Origin of the sequence: Streptomyces sp. NPDC057010 (genome assembly GCF_042673805.1) — a bacterium.
GTDB lineage: Bacteria > Actinomycetota > Actinomycetes > Streptomycetales > Streptomycetaceae > Streptomyces.
Genome location: NZ_JBHUSC010000006.1, coordinates 105,110 through 117,939, shown reverse-complemented (window position 1 = coordinate 117,939; position 12,830 = coordinate 105,110). Strand labels below are relative to the sequence as shown.

The window sequence follows — 12,830 nt, the reverse complement described above, 5'->3', positions numbered from 1 at the left end:
GAACACCAATCTCCCGCGCGACCGGTCGCGCCTCGCGCGCGGGAGACCCGCGGCGCTCGGCGCGCCCTCGATCGACTGCTGCACCGTGCCCGACCGAACGGAGAGACCACCCCATGAGCGCCGCACTGCTCGCCCTCGCCGTGACGCTCGCGCTCGCCCTCGGCGCCACCCTCGCGTACGCCGTCCGGATCGACGACCGCCTCGACCGCGAGCTGCGCCGCCTCGGCCGCCGGCCGTGCCCGACCACCTGCACCACCTGCTCGACGACGCCGCGCCGAGCCGAGAACGGAGAGACGACCCCATGAACCAGATCACCCGTACCCGTACCCGGTCTCGGCGCGGTCGGAGCGACGCCCGCGAGGCCGTGCGCGACGAGCGGCGCGCAGCGATCCGAGTCCTGCTCGCCCGCGCCGACCGCGGGGTGCTCGGCCCCGAGGACACGGTGAAGCTGCGGCAGCTCGTCGAGGTCGAGGTCGCCGACGGCGACGCCTTCCGGCGCTCGGCCACGGGACAGCAGGCCGCGGCCCTGCGGCTGACGCACCGCGTCGCCGCAGCCGAGCAGGCCATCGTCGAGGCCGAGGCCGAGCGCGACCAGTACGCCGCCGAGGTCGAGGCGCTGCGAGCAGCCAACAAGGGGGGACAGTGAGTTACGCGCAGGCTGTGCAGGAAACGGTGCGCGCGCTGCGGACGATCCGCGGCCGGTGGGCCGAGCTGCTGCTCGCGATCGAGGAACCGCCCGCCGATCACTGGCCCCCGCGGCAGCTCGCACACACGATGCGCGACGGCGACGACGAGCAGCTCGTCGTCGAGGACCGGGCCCCGCTCGTGTTGCGCGAGCACCCCGCCCCGCTCAACCTCGGCGCGCTCGACGCCGGCCGCGGCGTCGAGCGGCTCGTGTTCGACCTCGCCGACACCCTCGCCGCCGCCGTACAGCGCACCGAGCAGGGCGACCCCCGGGCATGGCTGTGCGCCGACCCGAGCGCACCCGACACTCGGCGCGCCGCCGGATCGCGGGCGCACGGGCTGCACTGGGCGTGCGTGTGGATCGAGGGGCGCGTGCAGGATGAGGACACCGCGCCCGAGCACGAGCTCGACGGCGCCCTCGCCGCGCCGCCGTTCGAGGTGCTGCCGTTGCACCTGCTGCACGAGGCACGGCGTACCGCGCGGATCGCCGAGGCCCGGGTGCTGCGCGCCCTCGGCCTCGACCAGCGCGAGACCCCGCTGCCCGAGCCGTGCCCATGGTGCGAGGGCGAGCTCACCCTGCACAGTGCGCCCGACGGGCCGCCAGCCGTGACCTGCTCGGGCGGGCGCGCTTGCTCGGCTTTGGTCCCCCTCGACCGCGCCGAACGGGTGCGGGTGTGGGAGTGGGACGACTTGCCCGAGCTGATCTCTGCGCTGGGGGTGCAGGTCCCTGCCGCGTCGTAGGAGAGGAGGCAGCGTGCAAAGCGGCGAGGTTGAGCACTGGGGCGGTGGGGGCGCCACCCCGGCGCTCCAACCTCGCCAAGCAGTCAAAGACTGCTAAGAGTCGTGGCGTACGAGCTCCACGATCACCACCCAAAGCGCTTTCACGCTCAGGGCTACGGCGAATCGCGAAGCGAACTCGCGCAACCACGTCCCTCGTGTGGTCGACTCGTGCTTGTCGGCCATCGGTCCACCTCCGTAAGCGCGCCCCGCCGCCTTGTGCGGCCGGGCCCCCATGAACCCCCGGGCTCTCGACCGGAGGCCACTCACGGAGTGAGGCGATACGACTGTACCCACCAAATCCCCAGCACCGTAAGGCGCTTGCGCCCGCCCAAGCAGTGCTGGGGATGAAGGGGGGGGCGCTTCCTACTAGCGCCGCCACTCGTCGCGTAACCGACGTACAGCTGCGAGCGCGCGTACCGCCTTGTCGACGAGGGCGGGCACTTGATCGAGGGCGTGCCCCACGACGAGCACACAGCCACCGAGTCCGGCCACCGCCGCCGCAGCCCAACCGACCGATTCCATACGGACCGCTTCACCTCTCGGGAAGGGCGGTCGATCCGGGCGCATGGCAGCTCGAATCGACCACCTGCTCTAGTGATCGAGTCGAGAACCAAGCCCGCACGCCGTACTCGGGTATTCGGTTTTTTTGGAACGGGGCGCTACTCCCAGTTTTCCTCTCCCGGGCGGATGCCTCGGGGTGCTGAAGGAGGGCATCACCTGCCTTGCATCGTGCGGCAGCGCAGCAGGGGCCACAGGCAGGATGCCGGTCGCCCCGCCATCGCGCCGGGACAACCACTTGCGCCGTTATCAATCCGTGACCTATAGTCGGGAGCGCCTCCGGCGTGCCCGGAAACACTCTGACCTCGACGCCCCGCCACATCCCCCCGTGGCGGGGCGTTCGCGTGTCCCCAGGTCGGGAGGTGATCCCGTGGCCGACCCGATCACGGACGCCGACCGAGCAGCAGTCCGGCGCCTGCACGCCGAGGGCAAGTCCCGTAACCAGATCGCTCGCGAGCTCGGCCGCGGCGCCGCGACCGTCTCGAAGATCGCCGCCGCCGAGGGGCTCACCTTCTCCGGCGGTGCGCGGGTCGCCGCCGCCACCGATGCCCGTAGGGCCGACGCATCGGCCCGGCGCGAGCAGCTCGCCGACGACGCCCTCGACGGCGCGCTCGCTCAAGTCGAGCGGGTCGGCGCCGCCGACTCGGCGCGCGACGCCCGCGACTACGCCACCGCCGCCCGGGCCCTGACCGAGGTACACGCCAAGGTCGCCGAGCTCGCACGCTCCAACAAGTCGACGAGCGCCGGCGGGATGCTCGACCGCCTCGCCGACGCCCTGCTCGGGCCCACGGGGGACGACGCCGACGGGGGGTGATTCCCTCGACGGGCCACCTGTCCGACAAGCAACTACGGTCGATCCGCGAAGCGACCGCCCGTATCAATCTCTGGCACGGGTCGGTGCGCTCCGGCAAAACGATCTCGTCGCTGCTGCGCTTCCTGCTCGCCGTCCGGCGGGCGCCCGCCTCGGGACTCATTCTGATCGTGGGTCGATCGCTCGCCACGATCGAGCGGAACGTGATCGAGCCGCTGCAAGACCCCGAGTTGTTCTCGGACACCGCGGCCGAGGTCCACCACACCCGAGGCGCGACAACCGCCGTGATCCTCGGCAGGGTTGTGCACCTGATCGGCGCGAGTGACTCCCGGTCCGAGGGGCGGCTGCGCGGTCTGACCGCGTCGGTCGCGTACGCGGATGAGGTCACGCTGCTGCCGGAAGCCTTTTTCACGCAGCTACTCGCCCGCCTGTCTGTCGCCGGCGCAATCCTGATCGGCACCACGAACCCGGACGGGCCGCGGCACTGGCTCAAAGCGAAGTACCTCGACCGGCAGCACGAGCTCGACCTCGCTTCCTGGCACTTCAAGCTCGCCGACAATCCGGCCCTGTCATCCGCCTACGTCAAGGCACTGTCTGCCGAGTACACCGGACTATGGCGGCGCCGAATGATCCTCGGCGAGTGGGTCGTCGCCGAGGGCGCGATCTTCGACATGTACGACGAGCAGCAGCACGTCGTCGACGAGCTGCCCGAGATGCGCCGCTACTGGGTCGGCATCGACTACGGCACAAGCAATCCGTTCGTGGCGATCCTGCTCGGCCTCGGCGTCGACGGCCGGCTGTACGCGGTGAGCGAGTGGAGGCACGACGCCCGCGCCGCGCATCGGCAGATGACCGACGCGCAGTACAGCCGCGCCGTCCGCGACTGGATCGACACGCTCGGCGTGCGGCCCGAGTGGACGTTCGTCGACCCCTCGGCCGCGAGCTTCTCAACACAGCTATGGGCCGACGGGTACCCGAACGTCGCCCGAGCCAATAACGCAGTGCTCGACGGCATCCGCAGCGTGGCGAACGCCCTCGACGCCGGCGCCCTGCTCATTCACCGCTCGTGCGAGGGGCTGCTCGCCGAGTTCCCCACGTACGTGTGGGACGACGCCGCCGCGGCCCGCGGTGAAGACCGCCCCGTCAAGGCGGACGACCACTCGCTCGACGCGCTGCGGTACGCGGTGCACTCCACCGTGCATGAGTGGCGCGGGCTGCTAACGACCGCCGCCTGATCGCCCCCCACTCCCCCGCCCGGGTGCAGCACTGCGCCCGGGCCCGAGCACGCGAGGGGGTGATCGCGTGCGTGAGCTGACCGACCGGTTCCTCGACAAGGTCGCACCCGGCCCCCTCGGGTGCTGGGACTGGACCGCACACGTCAAGCCCAACGGATACGGGCAATTCAAGATCTGCGGCCGGCCGCAGTATGCCCACCGCGTCGCGTACGAGCTCACCCGCGGGCGCATTCCCCGCGGTCTCGTGATCGACCACCTGTGCCGTCGGCGCCACTGTGTGAACCCGGACCACCTCGAAGTGGTGAGCCACCGGACCAACATCCGGCGCGGGATCTCCCCCGCCGCGCGCCGCGCGCGTCAGACCCATTGCGCCCGCGGGCACCAGTTCAACCGAGCAAACACCTACGTCGCACCGAACGGCACCCGGCACTGCCGGCCGTGCGCAGCGTTGCGAGCTCGGGCTCGTCGGCAGGGGGTGAGCTGTGGCGCTTCCTGACAACGGCGTGTCGTGGCCGCCGTCGGCCCTCGCACGGCACTATGCCGAGGTCCGGGTGGATGATGCGTGGTACTCCGGTGATCGCGACAAGCTCGCCGCCGTCTACCGCAACCAGCCGCAGCGCCGCGACGGGCGGCGTCGCCTGTGGGGGCGCGACCGGGCCGAGCAGCCCGGGGTGCCCGATCAGCGGCTGCACATTCCCCTGCCCGGTGACATCGCCACCGCAAGCGCCGATCTTCTGTTCGCCGAGCCGCCCGAGTTCACCGTCGCCGACACCGCGACGCAGGACCGACTCGACGAGCTCGCCGAGTCGGACGGCATCGCGAACACCCTGCTCGAAGCGGCCGAGGTCGCCGCCGCGCTTGGCGGCGTCTATCTGCGCGTCACGTGGGATCGCTCGCTCGCCGGCCGGCCCCTGCTCACCACCGTGCACCCCGACGCCGCCGTGCCCGAATGGCGCTGGGGGCAGCTCGTCGCCGTCACGTTCTGGCGCGAGCTCACCTCGGACTCGGTCACCGTATGGCGCCACCTCGAACGCCACTCCCCGGGCCGGATCGAGCACGGGCTCTACCAGGGATCGCAGGATGCCCTCGGCGTACGGGTGCCCCTCACCGAGCACCCCGACGTCGCCGCGCTCGCCGACTCGCTCGGCCCCGAGGGCGACGCGATCGAGACCGGTATCGACCTACTGACCGCCGCCTACTGCCCGAACATCCGCCCCCACCGCAAGCACCGCGGCTCACCGTTCGGGCGCAGCGACTACGCCGCCCCGCTGTACGACCTGTTCGACAGCCTCGACACGACATGGACGAGTTGGATTCGCGATCTGCGGCTCGCCCGGGCGCGGCTGCTCGTGCCCGACGGGTACCTACGCGACCACGGGCCCGGGCGCGGCGCGAGCTTTGACGACGACCGGGAAATCTGGACGCTGCTCAACATCCCGCCGACCGAGCAGGGCGGCGCCGGCATCACCCTGAATCAGTTCTCGATCAGGGTCGACGAGCACGAGCGCACCTCGGCCGCGATCACCCGGCAAGCCGTGATGAGCGCCGGATACTCGGCGGCGACGTTCGGTCTCGGCGACCAGGGCGCCGCCGTGACCGCGACCGAGATCAAGGCGCGCGAGCGAAAGAGCATGGTCACCCGGGGCAAGAAAGTGAGGTACTGGACACCGCCCGTCGCCGACCTGCTGCTCGTTCTGCTACTGCTCGACCGGACGCTGTTCACGCCGCGGATCGTGCCCGAGCGGCCCCGCGTCACTTTCGGCGACACGATCACCGAGGACACATCCTCGGTCGCTCAGACCCTGTCGCTCCTCCAGCAAGCGCAAGCAGTTTCGGCCGAGACGCGCGTTCGGATACTTCATCCCGAGTGGGACGCGGCCGACGTACAGGCCGAGGTCGACCGGATCCTCATTGAGACCGGCGCCGCTGTGCCGGACCCCATGCAGGCTGGCACCCTCGCCTGATCCCGAGCTGGGGAGGCCACCCACAGCTCAGAGACTCATATTCCTTTCCTGGAACTTCTCGACCAGGCTGATGAACTGGGCCTGGGCGTCCTCCTTCGACATACCCGCCTTCGCTTTCCAGGTGTCCCACTTGAGCCCTTCCATAGGGTCGTCTGGCCTGGCGGTTTGGTTATCGCCTACTAGGGCCTGCTGACGAAGCGAATAGAGCTCGACCACGGTGGAGGCAGTGGGCTCCGGAATGGACTTGGCGATCTTCTCAGCCTGCTCAAAGCTCATACGCGGGAACGCGGCAGCCACGGCACTTCCTACCCTTCAAGCCAGCGACGATTACGTAGAGCAATGCTACAGAGCTCTGCGTAACTTGTCGCCTCGGGTGGCAAGGAGGTGATTTCCTTCGTGCCAATCCATCCAGGAATGGCCGAGGACCTCTCGACCGCCGTCCGCGACTTGTACGCGGACGCCGAGCAGCGCCTGCTCGGCATCGTCGCGCGGCAGCTCGCCGAGGGTTTCGACGCCCCCGGATGGGCGGTCGCCAAACTGCGCGACATCCAGCCCCTACGGCGAGCAGCGCAGGGTGTCGTCGACGCCCTCGCGACCGCTCTCGACCTTGAAGTGTTCTCGGCAGTCACCGAGGCATACGACGTCGGGGCGCGGGCCGGCCTCGCCGAGCTCGGCGCCCTCTCCGATGCCGACGCCCGGAGGATCGGCGACAGCACCCCGAACACCCGGGCCGTTGATCGCCTCGCCGCCGAGACGATCGAGCTCGTCACCGAGACGCACCGCGGGATTCTCCGCGGCGTCGAGGACGGATACCGGCAGGTGATCAGCGAGGTATCGGCGACGCCGCTCCTCGGCATCGACACCCGCCGACAGGCCACGCAGCGAGCCCTCGAACGGTTCGCCGACCGCGGCTTGCGGACGTTCGTCGACAAGGGCGGGCGCACGTGGCAGATGACTAGCTACGCCGAGATGGCAGTGCGGACCGCGGTCGGGCGGGCCGCGGTCGAGGCGCACGGCGACAAGCTACGCGCCGCCGGCGTATCGCTCGTGATCGTCTCCAACGCTCCCCACAACTGCGATCTTTGCGACCCGTTCGAGGGCAAGGTGCTTGCGCTCGACGGTCCGGGCGGCGCCCGGACGATCGAGGTCGAGCACGCCACCGACGACGACCGCACTGTGCGGGTGCACGTCGCCGGATCTCTGGACGACGCCCGCCGCTCGGGGCTGCAACACCCCAACTGCCGCCACTCGACCTCGGCCTACCTTCCCGGGGTTACCCGGGCGCCGGTCGAGCACTCCGAGGACCCCGTCGGCTACGAAGCAACGCAACGACAGAGGGCGATCGAGCGCGCCATCAGGAAGTGGAAGAACCGCAGCGCCACCGCCACGACGCCCGAGGCCAAGAAAGCGGCCGAGGCGCGGGTGCGGCAGTGGCAGGGCCGGATGCGCGATCACCTCGCGCAGCATCCCGAGCTCATCCGCCGCCGCGAGCGCGAGCAGCCCGGAGCGAGCAACCTCCCGCCGGACGGCGGCACCGCGGGCCGCCCCGGTACGCCGAGCGGCCCGGGGTCGGACCCGTTCGAGGCCGCGCGGGTCCGCGCCGGTGACGAGCGCTCCCTGCCCGAGATGACCGACGAGCAGCTCGGCGCCGCACTGCGGCCCGGGGTGCTCGACGAGCGCGACCGCGACCGGATCACCGCCGAGGCAGACCGCCGCGACGAGCAGGCGCTGCTCGACCGCATCCGCCCCGGCGGGCGCATGGTCGACAGCCTTGCCGAGTTCAGCGACGACGAGCTCGCTCGCGTCGCGCTGCACCTCGACGACGACGGTCTGCTGCGCGTCATGGCGGAGGCCGACCGCCGCGACATCGACGCCGCCATGCCCGGAGTGCGGGCCGACCTGCTCGGCATGTCCGAGCAGGCGCTCGCCACCCGGGCGCGGCACGTGCCCGAGGACCGGCCGGCGATCGGCGCAGAGATTCACCGGCGGCGCCTGCTCGACTCCCTGTTTCCGGGCGGGCGCCTCGTCGGCGACCTCTCCGAGCTCGGCGACGAGCTGCTCGTGTGGGGAATCCGTTACGCCTCGCCGGCGGACGCCGAGCGGATCGCGGGCGAGATCGACCGCCGGCACCCGCCCGCCCCGCCGCCGCCCGCGGCCGGCGCGACGGTCGCCGACACCCTCGCCGCCCGCGACGCCCTCGACGACGCCATGCACCCGATCCGCCTCGACGATCCGCCGCCCGCGGACCCCGACGAGTGGGGGCCGTACGGCGCCGACGTCGAGCGCGGCCCGGACGGCACCGAGCACATGTCCTCAACCGAGCGATGGGTGTACGAGCGCGAGCTCGAAGCCCGCTCGGCGCGGGGGGCGTACAGCCGCGCAGAGATACGCGAGATGTACGACGAGCACATCTATGTGCAGTGGCTCGCCGCCGAGGACTACACCCGCGGGATCTTGCTCAACCGCAAGTCCCGGGCCGCGGGGCATGACCCGCGCAGCCTGTTCTCAGGGCCGGCCCACGTGGCGTACGCCCGCGCGAGCGAGGAACTGATCAGGTTTTGGGAGGACGTCTCGCCCCGTATCACCCTCGCCGAGTTCTCCGAGGGGGTGACCGGCGTCCGCACGGGCGCCGGCGAGACCGCCCGGAGTTCCGCACATGCCCAGTGGCTCAAGCAGTAGGGGGTGATCTGTTGGGGTTCCGCGAGCAGGCGCTGCGTGCCCGCCGCGAGGGGCTCGCCGCCGCGCGCGCCGGCCACCCGCCGACCGACGCCCCCCGCTACACCGACCCGCGGCTGACTGCCGCATGGATCCGCGGCTACGCCATGGCCTCCCAGTCGAGTTCCTCGTACCTTCCCGACAGTCGATCTGCCCCGGGAAGTGCGTAGGCGTACGCATTCACACGGGGCAGCGTGGTGTTCTCAAGCCGACGCACGGCCGCCTCGGTGAGCCCGCCGGAAACGAACAGGACACCTTGGTTCGCTCCAACGTCTTCGAGTTTGGCGATGAACTCCTCAACCGTGGCCAGTCCCACGGGGCGCCGGAAGTGCTTGCATTCATACACGATCAAGATCGTTTCACCTGCTATGACCGTGCGCACAAGCACGTCGATCTGCCGGAGGCGACCGCTCAAAAGCCCCGGCAGACGTTGATCATGCTCAACGTTCAAACCGGGGTCTAACCGGCTTATGTGAGCCGCGACCGCCTTCTCGTAGACCCGCCAATCGGGGTCCGGCGTTGCTCGATCAGCAGACCTCGTCATGAGCTGACCCTAGCCGCCCTCGCTGACAACTGAGGAGCATCACTATGCCCGTTCACATCGTTGACGACTCCCTGCCGATCCACCCGCGCACCGGCGAGCGTGCCCTCGGCCGCCGCCGCGACGGCCGCGCTATCTGGCCGATCAAGGGCGGCTCGGGCGAGGGTGGCGACCCCGTCACCCCGCCCGCCCCGTCGGCCGGCGACCCCAACCCGGCACCGGCCCCGAGCACTCCGCCGGCCGGTGACCCCGCCGCCGAGCAGCAGCTCGTCGAGGCCACGACCCGAGCCGAGCAGGCCGCGGCCGAGCGCGACGAGCTGCGCGCCGCACTGGACGCCGTGACCCGCGCTCTCAACCCCAACGATCCCGAGTCCGAGCAGGACCCCGCCGCGCTCGCCGCCGCGGTCGCCGAGCGCGACCGGCTGCTCGCCGAGAACGCGACCGCGCTCCGCTCGGCACGCGTCGAGCTCGCCGTCGCCCGAGTCGCCGCCGACCAGGGCGCCCGCGGCGACCGCCTGCTGAACTCCCGCAGCTTCCTTACCTCGGTCGCCGACCTCGACCCCGCCGACGCCGGTTTCGACGCCGCGCTCACGACCGCGATCAAAGCCGCGGTCGAGGCCGACCCCGACCTCTACCGCACCACCCCGACCGGGCCGCCGCGCGGGGGCGGCGAGTTCAACGGCCCGCCCGCCGGCGACCGGCGCGCGACCTCCCTGCACGACGCCGTCGCCGCCCGCCTCGGCGGCTGAATCACCTAGGAGAAACCTTTGCCCACCTCCCTTGCCGAGGCCCGGAACAACGCGGCCGATGACCTCGACGTGAACGTGATCGACGAGTTCCGTAAGAGCTCGGACATCCTCGACCGGATGACGTTCGACAACGTCGTGAGCCCGACCGGCGGCGACACCCTCACGTACGGGTACCGCCGGCTGATCACGCAGCGCGCGGCCGACTTCCGCGCGCTGAACACCGAGTACACCCCCGCCGAGGTCTCGACGCAGCGCTACACCGTCGATCTCGTCCCGCTCGGCGGCTCGTTCCAGATCGACCGCGTGATCGCCCGTATCGGGCCGGCCGCTTCGGGCGCCGTCACGCTGAACATGCAGCAGCTCATCAAGGCGAGTCGAGCGCGGTTCGCCGACGCCGTGATCAACGGCGACAAGGCCACCGACGCGAAGGGGTTCGACGGTCTGTCGAAGATCCTCACCGGGTCGAGCACCGAGTACCTGCCGCTGAACAATGGCGTCGCGGCCGGTTTCGTCGACTGGACCGGGATCAACGACAAGGGCGCCGCGCTCGCCGCGCAGCGCCACGTCGACGACTGGCTCGCCACCATGGATGACGCGCCGGATGTGATCTACGGCAACCGCAAGACCCTGTCCCTGTTCAAGACCATCGCCGCATGGACAGATCAGCTCGACAAGACGACCGACGCGTTCGGCCGCCCGGTCACGGCGTACAACGGAATCCCGCTCGTCGACCTCAAGAGCAAGGCCGGCTCGAACACGGACGTGATCTCGCTCGTCACTCGTGACCCGGACGGCGCCGGCACCGGGGGGAACATCAGCGGCCTTGGCGATCTCTACGCCGTCCGGTACGGGCTCGACGCTTTCCACGGTGCCTCGGTCGGGGGCGGCTCGCCGCTGGTGAACACGTGGCTTCCGGAGTTCGACCGGGCCGGCGCCGTCAAGGTCGGCGAGGTCGAGATGGGGCCGGTTGCTCCGGTGCTCAAGGCCACCCGCGCCGCCGCGGTTTTCCGCAACATCAAGAGCGCGTGAGGGGGCGGCACATGACCACCATGCGCATTACGGCCCCGCTCGCCGACTTCACCGGCGAGGGGCCCGGCGGCGTGCCGTTCGTGAACGGCACCGCGACCACCAGCGATCGAGCCGTGATCGGCTACTGCCAGGGGGCCGGCTACTCCGTCGAGCCCCTCGACCACGATCCGCCGGGCGACGAGCCCACGACCGAACCGGACGGCCCGCCAGACGACAAGTCGGCGGGCCGTTCTGCTGTCCGCGGCAAGCCGAGGGGGTGACCGTGTGGCGCGACTTCCCTACGCCACCCCCGAGGCCCTCGCCGCGTGGCTCGGCACACCGGCCCCGCCGGACGCCGAGCGGCTGATCGCGCGGGCTGGCGAGGACATCGACTCGGCGCTGCTGACCGCGATCTACCCCGTCGACGACGACGGCGACCCGCTCGACCAGACGATCGCCGCCGCGCTCAGCTCGGCGACGTGCGCGCAGGTCGAATACTGGCTCGCCGCCGGCGACGACGGCACCGGGGCCGCGGGCAAGTGGGACTCAGTCTCGATCGGCCCCGTGTCCCTGTCCGGCCGCGCCGCCTCGACTGCCGGCGCGTCCGGGGTCGAGCTCGCCCCGCGCGCCGCCCGAGCGCTGCGCCGCGCCGGCCTCGAACCGGGGCGGGTGATCCCGTGGTGACGCGTGTCCCGCCCTCCCTGCTCCGCCACCGGGTCGGCGTCGAGCCCTACCTCGGCGACGGCGCGTACGGCCCGACGTACGGGCCGCTCGTCGGGCACCCCGCGCTCGTCGGCGAGGCCGTGCGCATGGTGCGCACCCCCGACGGCCGCACGGTCACCAGCAGCGCACAGATCATCGCCGCCCCGGGCCTCGACTGCCCGCCCGGATCACGCGTCACCCTGCCCGGCGGACGCATCACCACAGCGATCACGACCGCCTCGCACACCGCCCCGGGCCTTCCGGTCCCCGCGTCCACGGAGGTGATGTGCGAATGAGCCCGCAGCGCGCCCGACTCCGTTGGAACGGCGACGCCGTCATTGGCGCGATCCGCGACGCTGCGGCCCGCGGTGTGCTGCTCGGCGCCGAGCACGTGCTCGGCGCGAGCAGGCAGCGCGTGCCGATCAACGAGGGCACCCTCGAACGCTCGGGGGCGACCTCGGTCGACGAGCAGCAGCTCGTCGCCGCGGTGTCCTACGACGTGCCGTACGCGACCCGTGTTCACGAGGACATGACCGCCCGGCACTCCCCCGGGCGCAGCGCGAAATACCTCGAAAGCGTGCTGCCCGAGACCGCGGGAGAAGTGCAGGCACTGATCGCCGCGCAGATCCGGCGCGCGCTGCGATGACCTACACCGTCGACCTGCTCGACGGTCTCGCCCGCCTGCTGCACGCCGCCGGCGTCGGCACCTACCGCACCGACGGCGTGTACGCCGCCGGCGAGACCGCGATCACCGTCGCCGCCCTTCCTCCCGCGCCCGACCGCGTCATCTGTCTGTCTGCCTACCCGGTCACCGACTCGTCGGTGCTCACCGACACGACCACCGGGATTCAGGTCCGTAGCCGCGCCGGCGCCGACCCGCGCGAGGTCGACGCCCTCGACGACCAGGTGCACGAGCTGCTGCACGCGTCCGGACCGCACCGGTTCGGCGCCGTGCCCGTGCAGCTCGTCTATCGCGTCTCGGCCGCCCCGATTGGCGCCGACTCGGCCGGCCGCTGGGAGCGGTCCTCCAACTACTACGCCCGCGCCCACCGGGCGCACCCCAACCTCGAATAGGAGGCGCCG

Annotated in this window: 17 protein-coding genes; 15 read left to right on the top strand and 2 right to left on the bottom strand. The window is 71.4% G+C overall.

Going from position 1 to position 12,830, the window contains the following annotated elements:
• The first annotated feature begins 113 nt into the window (after positions 1 to 113).
• The 7 genes from ACFTXQ_RS09670 (at position 114) to ACFTXQ_RS09640 (ending at position 6,032) form a co-directional block, all read left to right on the top strand.
• Positions 114 to 305 carry a hypothetical protein gene (locus ACFTXQ_RS09670; protein WP_382637705.1) on the top strand — a complete coding sequence of 64 codons (192 nt, stop codon included), beginning with the start codon at positions 114 to 116 and terminating at the stop codon, positions 303 to 305.
• A complete protein-coding gene (locus ACFTXQ_RS09665) occupies positions 302 to 646 on the top strand; it encodes a hypothetical protein (protein WP_382637702.1) in 345 nt (114 codons plus the stop codon). The genes ACFTXQ_RS09670 and ACFTXQ_RS09665 overlap by 4 nt, the downstream gene beginning before the upstream one ends.
• Complete coding sequence (locus ACFTXQ_RS09660) at positions 643 to 1,425, top strand: hypothetical protein (protein WP_382637699.1); 783 nt, start codon at positions 643 to 645, stop codon at positions 1,423 to 1,425. The genes ACFTXQ_RS09665 and ACFTXQ_RS09660 overlap by 4 nt, the downstream gene beginning before the upstream one ends.
• A gap of 967 nt (positions 1,426 to 2,392) precedes the next feature.
• Positions 2,393 to 2,836, top strand: coding sequence for a helix-turn-helix domain-containing protein (locus ACFTXQ_RS09655; RefSeq protein WP_382637697.1), 444 nt, complete (start codon positions 2,393 to 2,395; stop codon positions 2,834 to 2,836).
• Positions 2,833 to 4,068, top strand: coding sequence for a PBSX family phage terminase large subunit (locus ACFTXQ_RS09650; RefSeq protein WP_382637694.1), 1,236 nt, complete (start codon positions 2,833 to 2,835; stop codon positions 4,066 to 4,068). The genes ACFTXQ_RS09655 and ACFTXQ_RS09650 overlap by 4 nt, the downstream gene beginning before the upstream one ends.
• A gap of 67 nt (positions 4,069 to 4,135) precedes the next feature.
• Complete coding sequence (locus tag ACFTXQ_RS09645) at positions 4,136 to 4,564, top strand: HNH endonuclease signature motif containing protein (protein WP_382637691.1); 429 nt, start codon at positions 4,136 to 4,138, stop codon at positions 4,562 to 4,564.
• Positions 4,551 to 6,032 (top strand): phage portal protein, encoded by a 1,482-nt coding sequence (locus tag ACFTXQ_RS09640; RefSeq protein ID WP_382637688.1) that lies wholly within the window; start codon positions 4,551 to 4,553, stop codon positions 6,030 to 6,032. Before ACFTXQ_RS09645 ends, ACFTXQ_RS09640 begins: the two co-directional genes overlap by 14 nt.
• Before the next feature lie 27 nt (positions 6,033 to 6,059).
• Here ACFTXQ_RS09640 and ACFTXQ_RS09635 read toward each other — a convergent pair whose 3' ends face one another.
• The gene (locus tag ACFTXQ_RS09635) at positions 6,060 to 6,329 is read right to left on the bottom strand and encodes an acyl-CoA-binding protein (protein ID WP_382637685.1); all 270 of its coding nucleotides are present in this window, start codon (positions 6,327 to 6,329) and stop codon (positions 6,060 to 6,062) included.
• A 99-nt stretch (positions 6,330 to 6,428) separates the two neighbouring features.
• Here ACFTXQ_RS09635 and ACFTXQ_RS09630 point away from each other — a divergent pair, with 99 nt between their 5' ends.
• The gene (locus ACFTXQ_RS09630) at positions 6,429 to 8,711 is read left to right on the top strand and encodes a phage minor capsid protein (protein ID WP_382637682.1); all 2,283 of its coding nucleotides are present in this window, start codon (positions 6,429 to 6,431) and stop codon (positions 8,709 to 8,711) included.
• A gap of 136 nt (positions 8,712 to 8,847) precedes the next feature.
• Here ACFTXQ_RS09630 and ACFTXQ_RS09625 read toward each other — a convergent pair whose 3' ends face one another.
• Positions 8,848 to 9,291 (bottom strand): restriction endonuclease, encoded by a 444-nt coding sequence (locus ACFTXQ_RS09625; protein ID WP_382637679.1) that lies wholly within the window; start codon positions 9,289 to 9,291, stop codon positions 8,848 to 8,850.
• A gap of 44 nt (positions 9,292 to 9,335) precedes the next feature.
• Here ACFTXQ_RS09625 and ACFTXQ_RS09620 point away from each other — a divergent pair, with 44 nt between their 5' ends.
• Genes ACFTXQ_RS09620 through ACFTXQ_RS09590 form a run of 7 tightly spaced genes read left to right on the top strand, consistent with a single transcriptional unit; the run spans position 9,336 to position 12,821 of the window.
• Positions 9,336 to 10,037: a hypothetical protein gene (locus ACFTXQ_RS09620; protein ID WP_382637676.1), complete on the top strand. Its 702-nt coding sequence runs from the start codon at positions 9,336 to 9,338 to the stop codon at positions 10,035 to 10,037.
• A gap of 18 nt (positions 10,038 to 10,055) precedes the next feature.
• The gene (locus ACFTXQ_RS09615) at positions 10,056 to 11,066 is read left to right on the top strand and encodes a major capsid protein (RefSeq protein ID WP_382637673.1); all 1,011 of its coding nucleotides are present in this window, start codon (positions 10,056 to 10,058) and stop codon (positions 11,064 to 11,066) included.
• 11 nt (positions 11,067 to 11,077) lie between these two features.
• Positions 11,078 to 11,326, top strand: coding sequence for a hypothetical protein (locus tag ACFTXQ_RS09610; RefSeq protein WP_382637671.1), 249 nt, complete (start codon positions 11,078 to 11,080; stop codon positions 11,324 to 11,326).
• A 4-nt stretch (positions 11,327 to 11,330) separates the two neighbouring features.
• Complete coding sequence (locus tag ACFTXQ_RS09605) at positions 11,331 to 11,729, top strand: hypothetical protein (RefSeq protein ID WP_382637668.1); 399 nt, start codon at positions 11,331 to 11,333, stop codon at positions 11,727 to 11,729.
• Positions 11,723 to 12,043: a hypothetical protein gene (locus tag ACFTXQ_RS09600; RefSeq protein WP_382637665.1), complete on the top strand. Its 321-nt coding sequence runs from the start codon at positions 11,723 to 11,725 to the stop codon at positions 12,041 to 12,043. The genes ACFTXQ_RS09605 and ACFTXQ_RS09600 overlap by 7 nt, the downstream gene beginning before the upstream one ends.
• Positions 12,040 to 12,393, top strand: coding sequence for a hypothetical protein (locus ACFTXQ_RS09595; protein ID WP_382637662.1), 354 nt, complete (start codon positions 12,040 to 12,042; stop codon positions 12,391 to 12,393). Before ACFTXQ_RS09600 ends, ACFTXQ_RS09595 begins: the two co-directional genes overlap by 4 nt.
• Positions 12,390 to 12,821: a minor capsid protein gene (locus ACFTXQ_RS09590; protein ID WP_382637659.1), complete on the top strand. Its 432-nt coding sequence runs from the start codon at positions 12,390 to 12,392 to the stop codon at positions 12,819 to 12,821. The genes ACFTXQ_RS09595 and ACFTXQ_RS09590 overlap by 4 nt, the downstream gene beginning before the upstream one ends.
• The last annotated feature ends 9 nt before the right edge of the window (positions 12,822 to 12,830 follow it).